Origin of the sequence: Stenotrophomonas maltophilia R551-3 (assembly GCF_000020665.1) — a bacterium.
Taxonomy (GTDB): Bacteria; Pseudomonadota; Gammaproteobacteria; order Xanthomonadales; family Xanthomonadaceae; genus Stenotrophomonas; species Stenotrophomonas maltophilia_L.
Map to the genome: position 1 here is coordinate 3,068,170 of NC_011071.1, position 18,822 is coordinate 3,086,991.

An 18,822-nucleotide genomic window follows, 5' to 3' on the forward strand; every position below is an offset into this window, starting at 1 on the left:
CCGCCCCCCTGCCGAGAGTCATGCTGCGCAGCACGCAAACCCTTGTTGCGCAACATGATCGCCGCCGAAAGCCAAGCCTGGCGGGGGCTGAGGCGGTTGCAACGGCTGCTGCACTGCGCCATGCTGCGCGTCTACTGTGACGAGTACCGCTTCATGGCTGCGACCCGCATCATCAAGAAGTATCCGAACCGCCGTCTCTACGACACCGAGATCTCCAGCTACATCACCATCGAGGACGTGCGCCAGCTGATCCTGGACGGTGAAGACTTCGAAGTCCGCGACGCCAAGAGCGGCGACGACCTCACGCGATCGGTCCTGCTGCAGATCATCGCCGACCAGGAACAGGACGGCGAACCGATGCTGTCCACCCAGCTGCTGAGCCAGCTGATCCGCTTCTACGGCGATTCCCTGCAGGGCTTCATGGGCAATTACCTGGAGCGCAGCATGCAGGTCTTCCTCGACCAGCAGCAGCAGTTCCGCCAGCAGATGGGCAACCTGCTGGGCCAGACCCCGTGGGCGATGATGAACCAGCTGACCGAGCGCAACCTGGAGCTGTGGCAGGAGTTCCAGCGCAACATGGGCACCGGTTTCGGCGGCCCGCGCCCGGGTGGTACCGGAACGGGTACCGGCACCAGCACGGGTAACAAGCCGAATGAACCCGGCACCGGTACGGGTACCGGCGGCAAGACGCGCCGCTGAGCCATTGCTCCGGCTGGAACGATAACGGCGCGCCCCTTGGCGCGCCGTTCTGTTTTGCAGTGCAGCCGCGATGCGTCAGCGTTTCGCCTTGCACCCCGTGCACACGCGCTCGACCTTGTAGCCCTTCGCCTTCAGCTTTTCGACCACGCCATCGTTGCCGAGCAGATGAAGCGTGCCGACCACGACCAGCGTACCGCCCTGCCCGGCCTGCAGGTACGGCAGCAGCTTGGGCACCCAGGCATCATTGCGACCGGTGTTGATGCGCTGGTACAGCTGCGGATACTGCTGGCGCATCTCCGCCGCCATCTTGGTCCACAGCACGCGCTCATCGCCGCGCCGCCAGGCGTCGTGCAACTGGCGGGCCTGCTCATCACCCTTGCCGGCCTGGTCCAGCGCCTCGGACAGCATCTGACGCTGCTCCTGCACCGTCATGCCGTCGAGCATGCCGATCTGGGTATCGATATCTTCCAGGCCAGCGGTCTTGCGGCCAGTCTTCTGCGCGCGCTCCATGAAGTGGCGATCCAGGCCCAGCGCCGGGTCCAGCCCCATCTTCTGCATCTGCCCGACCGAAATGCTCAGGCCGACAAACCACGGCTTCATGCCCTGCATCTGCGCCAACGGCAGCTTGTTCTCGGTGGCGAACACCTGCAGTTTCTGCCAGGTGGCGGCATCAAGATCACGCTTGAGTTCGCTGCCATCGGTGCGCACCGCGGCCTGCACCATGCGACTGGCCAGCTGTGGCGACTGCATGTCTTCGGGCGACAGCTCGAACACCACCCGCTGCGACGCCTCGAAGGCCTGTTCCACATCGGGCGACAACGGATAGTCCTGCGGCTTCAGCAGGTGGAACGAACCGAGCAGGTACACGCGTGCATCGCCGGGGCCGGTTACCTTCCACAGCAGGGGGACTGGCGGCTTGGCGGTACCGGCAGCAGCAACGTCAGCCGCAGGCGCATTGCGCGCCAGCGCCGCCGGCGCGATCGCACAGGCCGCCAGCACCAGCGTGGCGCGGAACAGCAATCTGATGGGCATTTCAGCCTTCTCCTTCAGGCAGGTGGTAGGCCTTCTCGCCCGCTTCCACGCGCAGGTCCAGCCGGTTTTCCGGTGGCGCCAACGGGCAGGTCGCATAGGCGGTGAACGCACACGGTGGGTTGTAGGCGTGATTGAAATCGATGCGTACCGTGCCGTCGGCGCCGGGCGCATCGGTGTCCAGGTAGCGGCCGGCCGGATAACTGCCACGGCCGCTGGTGCGGTCGGCGAAGATCAGGAACAGCGGCTGCCCGGGAGCACCGATCGCCTCCAACCGCCAGGCGCGTCCATCGCGCTCGAACTCGACCGCACCGGCATTCGGCATCTCGGTGGTCAGGCCGGTGATATCGACGATCGGCAAGGTCTTGCCCGGCGGATGCGCGATGAAGCGCGCCTGCACCTGCCAGTCCGGACCACCAGGCCAGTACTCCAGGCCGGCGAAATCGCGGCGTGCCGGTGCGTCGGCGTGTTTGACCCGCAGCGCATCGCGCGGGCCGCGACGGATGATGCCGAGCTGGCCCTTGCCACCATCGAAGGCCAGCAGGGTCGGCTGCGGATCCTTGTCGGTGTCGATGCGGATGCGGCCGCGCACCGGCTGGCCGTCATGGCTGATCTCGGCGCCCGCTTCCGGGGTGAACCACCATTGGCTGCCTTCGCGGCGCAGCAGGCCCAGCTTGTCTGGCCCAACCGCCAGGCGGATGCCATTGGTGGCGCCGCTGCCGACGAAATGCGATCTGTTCGGCAGCCAATGCAGGCCAACCAGTGCTGTCCAGCCATCGGGCCGGGTCAGGTCCTGGTAACGCGCCACGCGCCACTGCTGCTGCGCGGTGGCATAGGCTGGATCTTCAGCAACGGCCGGTGCCGGCGGCGTCGCCGGGCTGCAGGCCGCCAACAACAAGGCGGCCAGCAGGCCGCCCATTCCCCGATAACGCATCGATGCTCCCCTCAACGTCCGCGCAGGAACCAGCGGTCAATCTCCGCCAGCGAAAAACGGGCCCAGGTCGGTCGGCCGTGGTTGCACTGGCCGGACCGCTCGGTGATTTCCATGTCGCGCAGCAACGCGTTCATTTCCGGCACGGTCAACCGCCGGTTGGCACGCACCGCGCCGTGGCAGGCCATGGTCGACAGCAGCTCGTCACGTGCAGTTGCCACGCGGCGGCTCTGGCCATGCTCACGCAGGTCGGTCAGCACGTCGCGCAGCAGGCCTTCCGGTTCGGCGTGGGCCAGCAGCGCCGGAATACTGCGTACATGCAGCGAGCCGGGGCCGGCGCGGGTCACTTCGAAGCCGAGTGCGGCCAATGTATCTGCCTCGCTCTCGGCGGTATCCGCCTCGCGCTCCCCCACCGCCAGCGTGATCGGCACCAGCATCGGCTGCGACTGCAGGCCGATGCCGTCGTGCGCGTTCTTCAGCCGCTCGTAGCCGATGCGTTCGTGCGCCGCATGCATGTCGACCACGATCAGGCCCTCAGCATTCTCGGCCAGGATGTAGATGCCGTGCAGCTGCGCGATCGCATAGCCCAGCGGCGGCACGCCGGCGTCGGCGCTGGTCACCGGCAGCCCGTTCTCGGTCGGCATCGGCGGTAACGCCGCCCCGCGTTCTGCACCGGAGGGTGCGGCATACAGCGCAGCATAGGCAGCCGGAGCATCGGCAACCTGCAGCCCCAGTGGCTGTTGCGGGCGCCAGCCTGAGAATCCGCCACCACCACCACCGGAGCCAGCGCCGGGTGCGGGACCGCGCACCAGTCCGAAACCGGAGGCGCCCGCGGTTGATGCCACCGGTGCAGCGGCCGCATCCACCGGATGCACGGCGCCAGCACCGATCTCCTGCGCCGACATGCCGGCGCGGGTATCGGCCAGCGCATCCTTCAGCGTGCGGTAGACGAAGTCATGGACCAGCCGCGAATCACGGAAGCGCACTTCGTGCTTGGCCGGATGCACGTTGACGTCGACGCGGGTCGGATCCAGCTCCAGGAACAGCACGTAAGCCGGCTGGCGGCCGTGGTACAGCACATCGCCGTAGGCCATCTTCACCGCGTGGGCGACGCTGCGGTCGCGTACCGAACGGCCATTGACGTACAGGTACTGCTGGTCGGCACTGGCCCGCGAATAATGCGGCTGCGCGATCCAGCCGTGCAGGCGCAGCCCGGCACCGCTATGGTCCACGCGCACCGCCTGGTTGGCGAAGTCCTCGCCCAGTGTTTCAGCCAATCGCGTATCGGAGTACAGGTCGCCCGGCTTGTAACGGCGTGACGCCTTGCCGTTGTGCGACACGCGCAGTTCGACATCCGGCCGCGCCAGCGCCAGCGAACGCAGCCACTCTTCGATATGGCCCAGTTCGGTGCGCTCGGCGCGCAGGAACTTGCGTCGTGCCGGCACGTTGTAGAACAGCTCGCGCACTTCCACGGTGGTGCCCGGCGCATGCGCGCGCGGGGTCACTTCGCCGATCTTGCCGCCTTCGATCTGCAGCGCCGAGCCATGCTCGTCATGCGCGCGGCGCGAGGACAGGGTGAAGCGGCTGACCGAAGCGATCGACGGCAGCGCTTCACCGCGGAAGCCCAGCGTGGCCACCGATTCGAGATCGTCGAGGTCGGCGATCTTGCTGGTGGCGTGGCGTGACACCGCCAGCGGCAACTGCTCCGGCGCGATGCCGCTGCCGTTGTCGCGGATGCGGATCAGGCGCACGCCGCCCTCTTCCAGGTCGATATCGACGCGGCTGGCGCCTGCATCGATCGCGTTCTCGACCAGCTCCTTGACCACCGACGCAGGACGCTCGACCACTTCGCCGGCGGCGATCTGGTTGATCAGGATGTCCGGCAACGGCCGGATCGGGCGCGGACCGGGCGCGCTCATGGGATGAAATGGGCAGCAGACTTCATGGGTTGATGATAGCGGAGCAGCCCGTCGTCCGCCGGGCATGACCCGGCGCTACCGTAACCTATTGCGCGATCCCATCCGCCGGGCGTGGCCCGGCGCTACCGTAACCCGCTGCGCGGGTTACTTGCTGCCGCCGGCCATGGTGCCGGCGGCGTCGATCTCGGCCTGGGCGCGGGCCGCGTAGAGCGTGCCCGGCGGCGGCTGCCGGCTGAAGAAGGTGTGCACGCCATCGAGCACCGCACCGGCGATCTTGCGCTGGTAGGCCGGGTCGATCAGGCGGCGCTCTTCATCCGGATTGGAGATGAACGCGGTTTCCACCAGCATCGCCGGCATGTCCGAAGTACGCAGCACCGCGAAGTTGGCGCGCTCGATGTTCGGCTTGTGGTTGTTGCCGATCCGCTTCAGCCCGCCCAGCACGTGGCCGGCCGCGTCCTCGGACGCCTTCATGTAGCCGCTCTGGGCCAGGTCCAGCAGCACGTTGGCCAGGGTGCCTTCGGTCTGCTGCAGGCGCACGCCGCCAACCAGGTCGGCGGCATTTTCCTTGTCCGCCAGCCAGCGGGCGCGCTGCGAGGAGGCGCCCTTGGTCGACAGCACGTACACCGACGAACCGGTGGCCGAACGGTTCTCGGCAGCGTCGGCGTGGATCGAGATGAAGATGTCGGCCTTGTTCGCACGCGCCTTCTGCGCACGCATCGGCAGCGGAATGAACACGTCGCTGTCGCGGGTCAGGTAAGCCTTCAGGCCCGGCGTCGCGTTGACCTGGCGGGCCAGCTCACGCGCCACGGCCAGGGTGACGTCCTTCTCTCGCTTGCCGGTCGGGCCGATCGCGCCTGGATCCTGGCCGCCATGGCCCGGATCAATGGCCACCACCAGGTGGCGCATGCCAGCCTGCATGCGGATGCGCGAGGCATCGCTGGGCATGACCGGGCGCGGCGGCACAACCGTCGTCGATACCGGCGCGGGGGCCGTAGCCGGCGGATTGGTCACTACCGCAGCGGTGCGCTGGCCGGCAAGGATCGCGGCCGGCGAGGAAGAAGGCGTGCTGCTGGCGGTGGTGCCGGCGGCGGCGACCTGGGCCGGCGCGGTGGACGGTGCCGGCGTCGGCGTAGCCGGTGCGGCAGCGGCAGCGCTGGCCTGCTGCTGCACCTGTGCGGTCAGCAGCGCCGTGGCACGCGCGGCGTCTGAACGCGACTGCGCGCTTTCGGCCGGCGTCGGCGCCGGTGCGGCAACCGGTGCCTGCTGCGGCGGCACGGTCGGCGTCGCCGCCGGACGGCTGGCGGCCACGGCGGGGCCATCACCCGGCCATTCGATCACCAGCTTGGATTCATTGCCCTCGCGCTGCATCTGCGGGCGGAACGGCGCCACCGATTCAGCGAGGTCGAAAACGACACGGAAGGTACCCGGCACCGGCTGTCCGGTACGCACCGCCGTGACCACGCCCTGCGCAGCCGGCATCTTCAGGTTGCGAATGGCGCTGGAGTCCGGGAAATCGACCACCAGCCGGTTCGGTCCCGCCAGCGACAAGGTCTTGTAGCCGCCGCTGCCAACCAGCGAGATTTCGGCGCGGGTGCCGGTGGCGCCCGTGTTCAGCAGGACCTGGCGGACTTCGCCGGCCCACGCACTGACGCTCGCCAGACTCAGTCCGACGGCGGCACAGATGGCAATGAGACGGTTCCCCGGGCGCATGGCTCAGGATTCAATCACCGCGCTGAACGGAATGCAACACCTTTTTCCTTAATAATCCGTAACCTGCCGGTGTTTGTTCTCGTCAGCCGACAGAAATGGCCTGCAAGTCGCCCCCTTGGGGGAGCCGTTTCAGCCATTCATGTCCGACGTCGCTGGCTCCAGTGAGACGGACGCGACGCCCCTGCCCCTCGATCTCCAGCGCCACAACCAGGTCAGTCGGCGGCAGCGCGCCAGCGCCACGCTCGGGCCATTCCACCAGCCACAGCACTGCACTGCCCTCGTCCAGCCCGAGAAAATCGAGCTCGCCGGCCTGGCCGATCCGGTACAGGTCCAGATGCCAGGCCTCGCCACCGCTGGCCAGCGGATAGCGCTCGACCAGGGTGTAGGTCGGGCTGCGGATCGCCCCCTGCACGCCCAGTGCGCGCAGCAGTGCGCGGGCGGTGGTGGATTTGCCGGCGCCCAGGTCGCCGCGCAGTTCGACCAGCGCCTGCGGCGGTCGGGTGGCGGCCAGCCACTGCCCGAGCAGTTCGGTGGCATCGCTGTCGGCAAGGAAGAAATCGATCATCGAGAGAGTTCCGGGTTGGCCAGTCGCCGCAGCGGCGACAGCAGATCAGTAGGAAGCAGGCCGCGCGCACCGTCGGCGGCAGCGATATCGCCGGCGAGCGCATGCAGCAGCGCGCCAGTGGCGGCGGCGTCGAAGGCGCTCAGGCCCTGCGCGCGCAGGCTGGCGATGATGCCGGTCAGCAGGTCCCCCATGCCACCCACAGCCATGCCGGGATTGCCGGCGGCAATCAGTCGTGGCCCGTGTCCAGGGGCGGCCACGATGCTGCCGGCCCCTTTCAGCACCACCACCGCGTGGAAACGTTCGGCCAGTGCCTGTGCGCTGGTGAAGCGGTCGGCCTGGATGTCAGACGTGCTGCAGCCGAGCAGACGCGCAGCCTCGCCCGGGTGCGGCGTGAGAATGGCTTCGGGCAATGCGCGCGGGTCCTGCGCCAGCAGGTTCAGGGCATCGGCATCGATCACCAGCGGCTTGCCGCATGCCAGCACCCGCGCAAACAATGCACGTGCCCACTCGTCCTGGCCCAGCCCGGGCCCGATCGCCACCACCCTGGCCTTGTCCAGCAGCGCCGGCAGTGCGTCACCATCTTCCAGTGCATGGGTCATGGCCTCGGGCAGCCGAGCCAGCAACGGGCCAACGTGGTCGCGGCGGGTGCCGAGGCTGAGCAGGCCCGCGCCTGCCCGCAGCGCCGCTTCGGCGGCCATCGCGATGGCGCCGCCGCTGCCGTGGTTGCCGCCCACGCACAGCACATGGCCGGATTCACCCTTGTGGGTATTGGCACGGCGCGGCCGCAGCAGGGCCGGCAAGCGCGGCTGCGTCCAGTGCTCCGCCGCTGGCGCCACGCCCAGCCATGCCGCCGTTGGCAGTTGCAGCGGCGCCAGCTGCTTCTGTCCGCAATGATCCAGCGCGTCACCGGTATACAGGCCGCGATGCGCCACGATGAACTGCAGGGTCAGCGCGGCCCTGACCGCCTCGCCGGGTACGGCGCCGCGGTCGGCATCGACGCCACTGGGGACGTCCAGCGCCAACACCGGTGCCACCTGCGCGTTGAGCGCGACAATCATGGCCTGCGCCGCGCCCTCCGGCGCGCGGTCGAAGCCCAGCCCGAACAGGCCATCGACCCAGATGTCGGCCTCGGGCAGCGTGCCGTCGAATTCGGTAACAGTGCCCCCCGCGCGGGCGAAGTCCGATGCCGCACGCCGCGCCAGTGCGGTCGACGGCAGTTTGCCCGGCAAGCTGATCACCTTCAGCGGCCGCCCGGCCTGCAGCGCATGGCTGGCCAGCACGTAGCCATCGCCGCCGTTGTTGCCCGCGCCGACCACCACGCCGATCCGTTGCGCCTGCGGCCAGCGCTGCAGCAGGCACTGCCAGGCCGCCTGGCCGGCCTGCGCCATCAGGTCCCAGCCGCCATCGGCAGCCAGTGCCGAGGCCTGCGCATCGAGCGCACGCGCGGCAGCGGAATCGAACAGATCGGCAAGGTTGGCCATGCAGGGATTTTATACTGGTGCACATGTCCCCCGTCCCCGCCCCTGTCGATCCGGCCCAGGCCGTGCAGCGCATCCGTGAACTGGCCCGTGCGCATGGCTTCCAGCGCTGCGGCATTGCCGGCATCGAACTGGGCGAGGATGAAGCGCATCTGGCCGACTGGCTGGGCCAGGGCCTGTACGGCACGATGGACTGGATGGCGCGCCACGGCACCCTGCGCGCACGCCCGGCCGAGCTGCTGCCCGGCACCGTGCGGGTGATCTCGCTAGGCATGGATTACAGCCACAAGGACGACACCGAAGCCTGGGCAACCCTGGCCGATCCCGGCCGCGCCTACGTGGCCCGTTACGCGCTGGGCCGCGACTACCACAAGCTGATGCGCAACCGCCTGCAGAAGCTGGCCACGCAGATCAACGATGAAGTGGCACCGCTGGGCTACCGCGTATTCGTCGATTCGGCACCGGTGCTGGAACGCGCACTGGCGCGCAACGCCGGGCTCGGCTGGATCGGCAAGCACACCTGCCTGATCGACCGCCACGGCGGCTCCTGGTTCTTCATCGGCGAGATCTACATCGATATCCCGCTGCCGATCGATGCAGCGGCCACAGCACACTGCGGTACCTGCACGCGCTGCATCGATGTCTGCCCGACCCAGGCCATCACCGGCCCGCAGCGGCTGGACGCGCGGCGCTGTATCTCCTACCTGACCATCGAACACGATGGCGCCATCCCCGAAGACATGCGGCCGCTGATCGGCAACCGCATCTACGGCTGCGATGACTGCCAGCTGGTCTGCCCCTGGAACAAGTTCGCCAAGCGCACCGACGAAGCCGACTTCCGTGCACGCAACAACCTCGATACCGCGCGCCTGGACCAGCTGTTCGCCTGGGACGAAGCAGAATTCCTGCGCCGCACCGAAGGCAGCCCGATCCGCCGCAGCGGCCATGAACGCTGGCTGCGCAACATCGCCGTGGCGCTGGGCAACGCACCGGCCTCGGCCGAGGCGTTGGCCGCGTTGCATACCCGCGTCGATGATCCCTCGCCGCTGGTGCGTGAACACGTGCAGTGGGCACTGGCCCAGCACGGCGCCCGCTGACGTGCGATCCTGAGCACCCGTTCCACCCGCCGCACGCCGTACCCATGCAGCCACGCAACAACGACATCCTTACCCCCAGCCAACTCAACACCCTGGCCCGCGACCTGCTGGAAGGCAGCTTCCCGGCGATCTGGGTCGAGGCCGAACTGGGCAGCGTGGCGCGGCCTTCCTCCGGGCACCTGTATTTCACCCTGAAGGACGCACGTGCGCAGCTGCGCGCGGCGATGTTCCGGATGAAGGCGCAGTACCTGAAGTTCGTGCCGCGCGAAGGCATGCGCGTGCTGGTGCGCGGCAAGGTGACGCTGTACGACGCCCGTGGCGAGTACCAGATGGTGCTGGACCACATGGAAGAAGCCGGCGAAGGCGCACTGCGCCGCGCCTTCGAGGAGCTGAAGGCACGGCTTGAAGCCGAAGGCCTGTTCGATCAGGCGCGCAAGCGCCCGATGCCGGCGCACGTGCAGCGCCTGGCGGTGATCACCTCGCCCACTGGCGCTGCCGTGCGCGACGTGCTGAGCGTGCTCGGCCGCCGTTTCCCGCTGCTGGAAGTGGACCTGCTGCCGACCCTGGTCCAGGGCAACAGTGCCGCGGCGCAGATCACCCGCCTGCTGCAGGCCGCCGATGCCAGCGGCCGCTACGACGTGATCCTGCTGACCCGCGGTGGTGGATCGCTGGAAGACCTGTGGGCGTTCAACGATGAAGCGCTGGCCCGTGCGATCGCCGCCAGCCGCACCCCGGTGGTGTCGGCAGTGGGCCACGAAACCGACTTCAGCCTCAGCGATTTCGCCGCCGACCTACGCGCACCCACGCCGTCGGTCGCCGCCGAGCTGCTGGTGCCGGACCAGCGCGAACTGGCGCTGCGCCTGCGCCGCAATGCCGCGCGCATGGTGCAGCTGCAACGGCATACGATGCAGCAGGCCATGCAGCGCGCCGACCGCGCCCTGCTGCGTCTGAACGCCCAGAGCCCGCAGGCCCGGCTGGATCTGCTGCGCCGCCGCCAGCTGGATCTGGGGCGGCGCCTGCACGCTGCCTTCAACCAGCAGCAGGAGCGCCGTGCTGCGCGCCTGCGGCATGCGGCTGCGATCCTGCGCGGGCACCATCCGCAGCGCCAGCTCGACGCGATGCAGCGCCGCCTGGCTGCCCTGCGCGGGCGCCCGCAGATTGCGATGCAGCGCCTGCTGGAACGCGATGCACTGCGCCTGCGCGGGCTGGCGCGTTCGCTGGAAGCGGTCAGCCCGTTGGCAACCGTGGCCCGTGGCTACAGCATCCTGACCCGCAGCGATGACGGCACGCTGGTACGGCAGGTCGACCAGGTGCAGCCGGGTGACGCCCTGCAGGCTCGCGTCGGCGACGGCGTGATCGACGTGCAGGTCAAGTAAAGGGTTGTTCGGCAGGGCTGCGCCCTGCACCTGCCGAAGCGTTCAAGCAACAGCAACAGCCGAAGCAACAGCCAAAGCTGGTATCCCGTGGGATGGCGGGGCGGTGTGGCTGTGCAGGACACGCCGTAAACCCATCCATGGGGGCTCGATGGCGCCATCCATGGCGCCAACGGTCCTGCACAACCACACCGCCCCGCCTCTGACAGATTCCGGAGGCTGTTGGTAGGTGTCGACCTTGGTCGACACGGTAGATCCACGCATGCGTGGATGAATCTCCATCGGAATCGAATATTTCGATATCGGAACGATTTGAGCCGAGCATGGCTCGGCTCTACAGAAGAGCGAACAGATTGCGAGAATCTGTCGAAGGCGGGGTGGGTCCGGTTGCGGGGGCGTGAGCCGCATGGATGCGGCGACCGAGCTTACATGGACGTACTTGCAGCGGCCCCCGCAACCGGACCCACCCCGCCATCCCACGGAATGCACGCTGTTGCTGTTGCTTCGGCAGGTGCAGGGCGCAGCCCTGCCGAACAACCCCCTACTTTGCCTGCTCGCAGAACTTCTGCCGGTACTCGAGCGCCTTCGGCATCAGCGCCTGCAGGTTCTGGATGCGGGTACCCGGGTTGGGATGGGTCGAGGAGAATTCCGGTGGTGCCTGGCCACCGCTGGCCTGGCCCATGCGCTGCCACAGCGGCACCGCCTCGCGTGGATCGAAGCAGGCCGCCGCCGCCAGCATCAGCCCCACCTCATCCGCCTGGGTCTCGTGGCTGCGCGCGTAGGGCAGCAGGTAACCGTAGCCCATCGCCGACATCATCATCTGTTGCTGCTGCGCGTCCATGCCGCTGGCAGCGCCAGCCACCTGCCCGATCTGGGTCAGCTTCTGCTGGGCCATGCGCTGTGCACCGTGGCGCAGCAGCGCATGGGCGATTTCATGGCCCATCACCACTGCCATCGCATCGCGGGTGCGTGCCACCGGCACCAGGCCGGTGTAGACCGCCATCTTGCCGCCAGGCAGGCAGAACGCATTGGCCTGCTCGGACGGGATCACGTTCACTTCCCACTGGAAATCACGCGCGAAATGCGCCGGCTGCACGCCGTGCTCCTGCGCCAGCGCGGTCTCCACCACGTCCACCTTGGCGATCAGGCGCAGGGCGATGTCGCGCACGTCGCGTGCGATCGGCGCATTCGGGTCCATCGGCCGTTCCTGCGACAGGATCTGCTGGTAGGCCTGCAGCCCCAGTGCGGTCTCCTGGCGCGCATCCAGGCTGCTGTCGATCATCACCTTCTCGCCGGTGTAGGGGTCGACCGTGCGGTTGGAGAACCAGTAGAACGCGGCGTAGCCGGCGGCCAGCAGCAGCACCCACCACCGGATGTTGCCGAACAGGCCGCGCCGCTGCGGGCCCTGCTGCGAGCGGGAGAAGGGATCGTTGCTCATCGGGAGATCTTCCAGCAGCCCCGCCGGCTGGCGGGTACGGCGCAATCTTAGTGCGCCGATGCCCGTAGCGGGTGAAGCCGGACGCCGATCAGATGCCGCGCACCAGGCGGAAGCCGATGCGCGCGTTGGTGGTGTCCGAATCCTGTGATTGCCGCCAGGCCGCGCGGGTCTGCTCGGGCGCGTTGGCCCAGTTGCCACCACGGATCACCCGTGCCCGGCAGCCCGGGTTGAACCAGGCCGCGCCATCGGAGGGCGCACGCCGGTAGCTGGCGTGCCAGCAATCGGCCACCCACTCGCTGAGGTTGCCGCCCATGTCGTGCAGGCCGTACGCATTGGCCCGGAAGCTGGCCACCGGTGCCGGCCCCCACCAGCCGTCGCCATAACCGACGAAGGCGTTGTGCCAGTGCCGCCCGGAGGGCGACACATCCTTGCTGCCGGTGAAGTTGCCACTGCCCGGCGGCGGTATGCCGGCATCGCCCCACGGATAGCGGCCACTGCTGCCGCCACGCAGCGCGTACTCGAACTCAGCCTCACTGGGCAACCGATAGCTGCGACCGGTCTGCTCGGACAACCAGACCGCATAGTTCTCGGCGTCGCGCACGCTGACATGCATCACCGGGGCATTGCCCAGCGCGCGGGCGCCGTCGTAATCCGAACGCCAATCCACGCCGCTGCGGCGGATGAAGTTGCCGCTGCGTTCGTCATAGACCACCGAATGACCGCGACGGCTCGCACGTGGCCGCGCATTGGTCGCCTTCACGTAGCGCTCGAAATCGCCAACCGTGACCTCGGTGATCGCCATCGCGAAGCCACGATCGAAACGCACGTAATGCGAGGGCCGTTCGGAATCAGTGGAGCCCGGCTCCGCATCACCAGCGCCCATCTGGAAGCCACCATGCGGGACCACCACCATCTGCGGACCACGGCCGCCGTCACGCATCGCATCGCTGAACACCTGGCCCGGGCGGAAGCTACCGTAGTGCGTGGCCAGGTCGATGCGCTCTCGCAGCTGGGCGACCACCGGGTCACCCGGCAGGGCGATGCGCAGGGCTTCGCCCAGCTTCTCGCGCGCCGGCTTCAAGCCCTGCGGCGTGGCCAGATCCCGCAGGCCGTCGTCGCGCAGCTGCAGCAATACGGTCGCCCGGATCTGCTCGATGCGCTCGAATGCATCGGCAATGGTCGGCGACGAGTCGCGGACCTTGCTGGCCTCGGCCAACCAGCTGCCGGCACTGGCGAAATCACGCGCACGCGCGGCCTCCTCGGCACGCCGGATCAGCCCGCTCTCGGCCGCTGCCAGGCCCTGGCGCGCCCGGCTGTTGTGTTCATCCAGCGCCAGCGCCTCGCGGAAATTGCCGATCGCACCGTCGCCGTCCTCGCCAATCCGGTCGGCGCGCAGGTCCTCTTCGCCGGCACGGTTGTAGGCCACCACCCGCTGCGCGTTCTCCACCCGGCCCTGCAGCGCCCGCACGGTCTCGTCCTTGGGCGCCAGGGTCAGCAGCACCAGTGCCTGTCGGCTGGCCTCTGCCAGTGCTTCGCGCTGCTTCAGCGGCCGTACCAGCAGCGCATCGGCCTGCTGCTGCAGGCGCTGGCGCGCGCGCTGCAGGCCCAGCCGCGCCTGGCGGTCATCCGGGTCTTCTTCCTGGACCGCCAGCCACAGCGGGATGGCCGCGTCTGCATCCTCGTACAGGCGGCCATCGGCGTACGCCTGCGTGGCGGCGCGGCGCAACTGGGCCAGGCTGCGGCCCTGGCGGTCCACCCGCGGCGGCGTCCACTGCTGTACATCCTCGGCGGCATCCTCACCGGCGATGGTCACGCTGCCCAAGGCCGGCTGCGGGCTGTCATCGGCGCCCTTGTCCGCGCCCGGACGCACGTCATCGGCTGCCGCCCGGTCCGCCGTCGCGGGGGGCGACGGCGTGCAACCGGCCAGGGCCACGGCCAGGGCGGTGCACAGCACGGACGACAGCGGAAAACGCAAGCGGGATCTCCTTCGGCACGGACGCGGACCGACGTTAGGCTATTCTCCCCTGCCTGAGCAAACCCGAGTAGTAGGCCCTGACCCGTGGCAACCTGGATCACCACCCCCACCGAGCTGGATGCGTACTTCCAGCAGCGCCCCTCCCGCATCGGCCTTGACACCGAATTCATTCGTGAGCGCACCTTCTGGCCGCAGCTGGCACTGGTGCAGATGGCGGTCGGCCAGGACATCCTGCTGATCGACCCGCTGATTCCCGGCATGGCCGAGGCGCTGGCGCCGTGGCTGGCCGATGAATCGATCATCAAGGTGATGCACAGCGCCAGCGAAGACCTGGTCGCCTTCAAGTGGGCCTGCGGCGTGCTGCCACGACCGCTGTTCGACACCCAGATCGGCGCGTCACTGGCCGGCATCGGCGGCGGCATGGGCTACCAGAAGCTGGTGGCTGAGATCACCGGCGTGGCATTGGCCAAGGGCGAGACCCGCTCTGACTGGATGCGCCGGCCGCTGTCGGAGTCGCAGCTGCAGTACGCCGCCGACGACGTCGAGCATCTGTTCGCGATGCATGACGCCATCGATGCCAAGCTGCAGGCGCTCGGCCGCCAGCAGTGGCTGCATGACGACGGCGAGCGCCTGCTGGCCAGCGTCGCCAATGACGAGGACCGCTGGCCGCACCTGTCGATGCGCTCGGCGCAGTTCCTTGATGCCGCCGCGCAGCGCCGCCTGCTGCGCCTGCTGCGCTGGCGCGATATGCAGGCACGCAGCAGCGACCGCCCGCGCAGCTGGATCCTGGACAACGAACTGGCGGCGACCCTGGCGCGTACGCCACCGGCCGACGCCGACGCCCTGGCCAAGCTGTTCGAGCAGTTCCCCAAGGCACCGCGCAAGCTCGCCGCTGCCGTGTGGCAGGCGCTGGACACTCCGCTGGCCGACGAAGCCGAAGCGCCGCTGGCGCTGCCGGCCAACGACAGCAACAAGCAGGCGCTGAAAAAGCTGCAGGATGCGGTGGCCGAACGCAGCCGCGAGCTGGGCCTGCCCGATGGCATCCTCGCCTCGCGCAAGCACCTCGAAAGCTATCTGGAGCGTCGCCAATGGCCGGCCGCACTGGCCGGCTGGCGCCAGCAGGAACTGGAATCGCGGCTGCAGGCACTGCTGCCCGCATAAGAAAACCGACCGCATCGGCCGCCCGGCAGGGCGGCCCTGCCGATGATCGACAAGGACGTTGCTGCATGCCTGCGTGGCTCCAATCCGGCACATCACGGTGGATGACAGCCTCGGTGCTGATGCTGGCGTCCAGCAGCATTGCAGCGCCCTCCTGCCCACCCGCATCCGGAGTTGCCGTGGCACAGACGCCCGAGTCCCTCAGCGAAGCCCTTGCGCGGGGCGATCTGCAAGCCGCCATCGAGGTGCTGCGCGATCCACAACGTTATCGCGTGTTGTTCAAGGATCCGCACGGCGCAGAGCGCTACATCGCGCTGGCACAACAGGTCGCCGACGATGTCCAGCAGAACCCCTGCATCGATCACGGCAGCCTGCTCAATGCCTACACCGTACTGGCCAGCGGGCTGGATCTTTCCCGCTCGGTCCACTACCTGGCACTGTCAGCCGCACTGATCGAACAGGATGCCGATGCCAGCGAGCAGGACACGCTCGAACCTGCGCTGCATCCGCATGCCCTGATGCATGGCTACTTCGAAGCCGGCGGTGGACTGGCACTGGAAGGCGCTGTACCCGGCATCGATCGCGCCGAAATCACCGCGTGGCACTACGGCCACACCACACCGGCCTACCAGCCGGACCTGCTGCTCGCGTTCCCGCTGCGCATGGATGCCCGCCAACGCCAGCGCCTGTTCGAGGTGACCAGCTTCACCCTGCTGCCGGCATCGCAATGGCATGACGCCGTCGCACTGCGCGCCATCATCCGCAGCGATGCCTACCTTGACTGGCTGGAGTCAGCGCCCCTGCATCTTGCCTCACGCTTGTCGATGGCATTGGAAGAAATGGCCACGCCGCCCTGGCCGGAGCATCTGCGTGCTGCCGGCTATCGGGTCCATGGCGAGACACCCGGGGATGATGGGGCCGATTCCGATTGAGCAACGAAAAGGGCGGCCCGGATCACCGGGCCGCCCTTTGCATTCCGTCGATGCGATGGTGGGACAGTGCCCGCCACCGCGACAGCGCGTTACCAGTTCATGTTCAGCGAGACACCCACGGTACGTGGTTCGTTGTAGACGGCGGCCATGTAGTTCTCGATCACGCCCTTGAGGTTCTTCTCGTTGGTGATGTTGCGCGCGAACAGCGCCACTTCGTAGGCACCGTAGTTGCCCGAATAGCCGATCTTCAGGCCACCCTCGAAATCGCCCTTGGAGTTGAACTCCTTGCTGTCGTACAGCACGAAGCTGGTGTAGCCCTGCTTGTTCCAGTCGGTGGACACGAACATCGTGGCCGCGTCGCTGACCGGGAAGTCGTAACGCGCTGCCAGGTTGATGTTGTACTTCGGCGCGTTCGGCAGCGGGTTGCCATCGATCTGCGCGAAGGTGTTGGCACCGACCTTGATGGTCGGATCGTTCACCGTGCACACCACCTGGCCGTTCAGGCCGCAGACCTGCGCGTAGACGCGCTTGTCCTTGATCTCGCTGTGCAGCAGGCTCAGGCCGGCGCTCAGGGTCAGGTTCTGGATCGGGCGCAGCTCCATGTCCGCTTCGAAACCGTAGGCCTTGGCCTTGTCGGCGTTGAACAGCACGCCGTTGCCGTCCGAATCGTTGCCGTTGAGCTGGATGTCGTTGACGGTGTAGGTGAACGCGGTGGCGTTCAGGCGCAGGCGGTTGTCCCACAGGCTGCTCTTCACGCCTGCTTCCCAGGACAGGATCGTCTCCGAATCGGCGGTAGTGAAGTCGGCATTGAACACCGCCGAACGGCCCTGGATGGTCGGGCCGCGGAAGCCGCGGGCGACCTTGGCATAGACGCTCACGTCCGGGGTGATCTGATACATCGCGCTCAGATCCCAGCTCGGGGTGGTGTCGGACATCTTGACGTCGGTGCGGCCCTTGTAAGTGACCACGCCAGCGGCAGTGTCAGCCGTCTTCAACAGGCGGGTGTGCTTCTCGTCCTTGGTCTGGCGCAGGCCGGCAGTAACGGTGAACTTGTCGGTGAAGGCGTAGCTGAGCTGGCCGAAACCGGCCCAGGAGGTGTTCTTGTTGCGCAGGCGCACCCAGTTGTTCGGGTTGCGCGCCGCACCCTTCAGGAACCAGGCGCGCTGGTAGAAGTCGGTGGTGTCGCTGCCGTTGAAGTAGAACGCACCGGCCTGCCACTGCAGGGCGCTGTCGTCGTGGCTGGCCAAGCGGAACTCCTGGGTCCACTGGTCCAGGTCACGGATCTGGCCCATCGACTGGCCGTAGCCGTTCGGCACGCCATTGACCGGGAAGTTGACCGCAGCGCCGCCATCTGTGTCACCACGGCTGTAGCCGGAGGTGGTTTCGTAGGCGGTGATCGAGGTGAAATCGACCGCGCCGAAGTCATAGCGCGCCTTCACCAAACCGCCGTAGGTCTTGTACGCCTGCGGGTTGTTGTCGGCCTCGTCGTAGGCGACCTGGTCACGCGGTACGTCGGTCTGGTTCGAGCCCTTGGTCAGCGCGTTGCGCAGGAACAGGGTCGAGGTGCCTTCGTAATCGCGGGCGTGGGCCGAGGCGAGGATCGAGAACTGGTCGCCCGGGGTCAGCAGCAGCTGTGCACGCACGTTGCGGTCGTCGAAGCCGCCCATGGCATTCTTCTTCGGGCTGACCGTGCCGTCGGCACTGGGGCCGGTGTAGGTGTTGTCGACGTAGTCGTCGCGGTGCTGGTACAGCGCCGACACGCGGAACGAAGCGATGTCGTTGATCGGGCCGCCGAAGCCACCGTCGATCGACACGCTGTTGTAGGAGGCATAGCTGGCGCTGACGCGGCCGCTGTAGTCCTGGGTCGGCTTGAGGGTGTCGAACTTGACGATGCCGGCGGTGGTGTTGCGGCCGAACAGCGAGCCCTGCGGACCGCGCAGCACTTCCACCTGGTCCACGTCATAGACCGGGTTGGACTTCAGCACCACGTGCTCCAGCACCACGTCGTCCTGGATGATCGACACCGGCTGCGAAGCACCCAGGTAGAAGTCGATGTTGCCCAGGCCACGGATGTAGAAGCGCGGGAAGATGCGACCGGTGGTGGTTTCCGCATACAGGCTCGGCACGCGGCCGGACAGCGCCAGCAGGGTGTCGTCGCCGCCGGCGGTGAAGTCGCGCATGCGCTCGCCCTGCACCACGCCCACCGACACCGGCACTTCCTGCAGGTTCTGCTCACGGTGCTCGGCGGTCACGGTGATGGTGTCCAGCCCGGTCGGGGTCGGCGCACTGTCCTGCGCGGCAGCACCGAAGCTGGCAGCCAGCGCCAGGCCCGCACAGGCCAGGGCCAGCGGATGGCGACGGAAGGAAACGAGGGAGGACGACATGCCCGACGAACGGCGGGAATCGGAATGGGAAGGCATCGAAAGCTCTGAGGAGGCGTCCGTGCGGCCTGCGCTGGCCGGGCGGCAAATAGGAGGAAAACTGCGCAAGCGGCCATTATCCTCCAAATTGTTACAAT

The 18,822-nt window shown here is 67.9% G+C and carries 14 protein-coding genes; 5 read left to right on the forward strand and 9 right to left on the reverse strand.

Annotation, left to right across the window (positions count from 1 at the left end; all coding sequences use genetic code 11):
• Positions 1-153 precede the first annotated feature (153 nt).
• Positions 154-699 carry a polyhydroxyalkanoate synthesis repressor PhaR gene (gene phaR, locus SMAL_RS13990; protein WP_012511655.1) on the forward strand — a complete coding sequence of 182 codons (546 nt, stop codon included), beginning with the start codon at positions 154-156 and terminating at the stop codon, positions 697-699.
• A gap of 75 nt (positions 700-774) precedes the next feature.
• Here phaR and SMAL_RS13995 read toward each other — a convergent pair whose 3' ends face one another.
• The 6 genes from SMAL_RS13995 to SMAL_RS14020 form a co-directional block, all read right to left on the reverse strand.
• A complete protein-coding gene (locus SMAL_RS13995) occupies positions 775-1,731 on the reverse strand; it encodes a TraB/GumN family protein (RefSeq protein WP_012511656.1) in 957 nt (318 codons plus the stop codon).
• Position 1,732: 1 nt separating this feature from the next.
• Positions 1,733-2,662, reverse strand: coding sequence for a DUF1684 domain-containing protein (locus SMAL_RS14000; RefSeq protein ID WP_012511657.1), 930 nt, complete (start codon positions 2,660-2,662; stop codon positions 1,733-1,735).
• An 11-nt stretch (positions 2,663-2,673) separates the two neighbouring features.
• Positions 2,674-4,578 (reverse strand): DNA mismatch repair endonuclease MutL, encoded by a 1,905-nt coding sequence (gene mutL / locus SMAL_RS14005; RefSeq protein ID WP_006379887.1) that lies wholly within the window; start codon positions 4,576-4,578, stop codon positions 2,674-2,676.
• A 144-nt stretch (positions 4,579-4,722) separates the two neighbouring features.
• The gene (locus tag SMAL_RS14010) at positions 4,723-6,288 is read right to left on the reverse strand and encodes an N-acetylmuramoyl-L-alanine amidase (RefSeq protein WP_012511658.1); all 1,566 of its coding nucleotides are present in this window, start codon (positions 6,286-6,288) and stop codon (positions 4,723-4,725) included.
• Between the two features lie 82 nt (positions 6,289-6,370).
• The gene (gene tsaE / locus SMAL_RS14015; RefSeq protein ID WP_012511659.1) at positions 6,371-6,853 is read right to left on the reverse strand and encodes a tRNA (adenosine(37)-N6)-threonylcarbamoyltransferase complex ATPase subunit type 1 TsaE; all 483 of its coding nucleotides are present in this window, start codon (positions 6,851-6,853) and stop codon (positions 6,371-6,373) included.
• Positions 6,850-8,334, reverse strand: coding sequence for a bifunctional ADP-dependent NAD(P)H-hydrate dehydratase/NAD(P)H-hydrate epimerase (locus SMAL_RS14020; protein ID WP_012511660.1), 1,485 nt, complete (start codon positions 8,332-8,334; stop codon positions 6,850-6,852). Before SMAL_RS14020 ends, tsaE begins: the two co-directional genes overlap by 4 nt.
• 23 nt (positions 8,335-8,357) lie before the next feature.
• Here SMAL_RS14020 and queG point away from each other — a divergent pair, with 23 nt between their 5' ends.
• Together queG and xseA are read left to right on the forward strand one after the other, a co-directional pair.
• On the forward strand, positions 8,358-9,428 hold the full coding sequence (queG, locus tag SMAL_RS14025) for a tRNA epoxyqueuosine(34) reductase QueG (protein WP_012511661.1): 1,071 nt from the start codon (positions 8,358-8,360) through the stop codon (positions 9,426-9,428).
• A 44-nt stretch (positions 9,429-9,472) separates the two neighbouring features.
• Positions 9,473-10,804, forward strand: coding sequence for an exodeoxyribonuclease VII large subunit (gene xseA, locus SMAL_RS14030; protein ID WP_012511662.1), 1,332 nt, complete (start codon positions 9,473-9,475; stop codon positions 10,802-10,804).
• A 538-nt stretch (positions 10,805-11,342) separates the two neighbouring features.
• On the opposite strand, the gene SMAL_RS14035 is transcribed toward xseA, so the two are convergent.
• Together SMAL_RS14035 and SMAL_RS14040 are read right to left on the reverse strand one after the other, a co-directional pair.
• Positions 11,343-12,239, reverse strand: coding sequence for a M48 family metallopeptidase (locus SMAL_RS14035; RefSeq protein ID WP_012511663.1), 897 nt, complete (start codon positions 12,237-12,239; stop codon positions 11,343-11,345).
• Positions 12,240-12,327: 88 nt separating this feature from the next.
• A complete protein-coding gene (locus SMAL_RS14040; protein WP_012511664.1) occupies positions 12,328-14,214 on the reverse strand; it encodes a formylglycine-generating enzyme family protein in 1,887 nt (628 codons plus the stop codon).
• Between the two features lie 84 nt (positions 14,215-14,298).
• Here SMAL_RS14040 and rnd point away from each other — a divergent pair, with 84 nt between their 5' ends.
• Positions 14,299-15,375 (forward strand): ribonuclease D, encoded by a 1,077-nt coding sequence (gene rnd / locus SMAL_RS14045; protein ID WP_012511665.1) that lies wholly within the window; start codon positions 14,299-14,301, stop codon positions 15,373-15,375.
• 176 nt (positions 15,376-15,551) lie between these two features.
• Entirely contained in the window at positions 15,552-16,304 is a 753-nt protein-coding gene (locus SMAL_RS14050; RefSeq protein WP_041864566.1) for a hypothetical protein, read from the forward strand.
• Positions 16,305-16,393: 89 nt separating this feature from the next.
• Here SMAL_RS14050 and SMAL_RS14055 read toward each other — a convergent pair whose 3' ends face one another.
• Positions 16,394-18,724, reverse strand: a complete 2,331-nt coding sequence (locus SMAL_RS14055) for a TonB-dependent receptor (protein WP_012511667.1) — start codon at positions 18,722-18,724, stop codon at positions 16,394-16,396.
• Between the last annotated feature and the right edge of the window lie 98 nt (positions 18,725-18,822).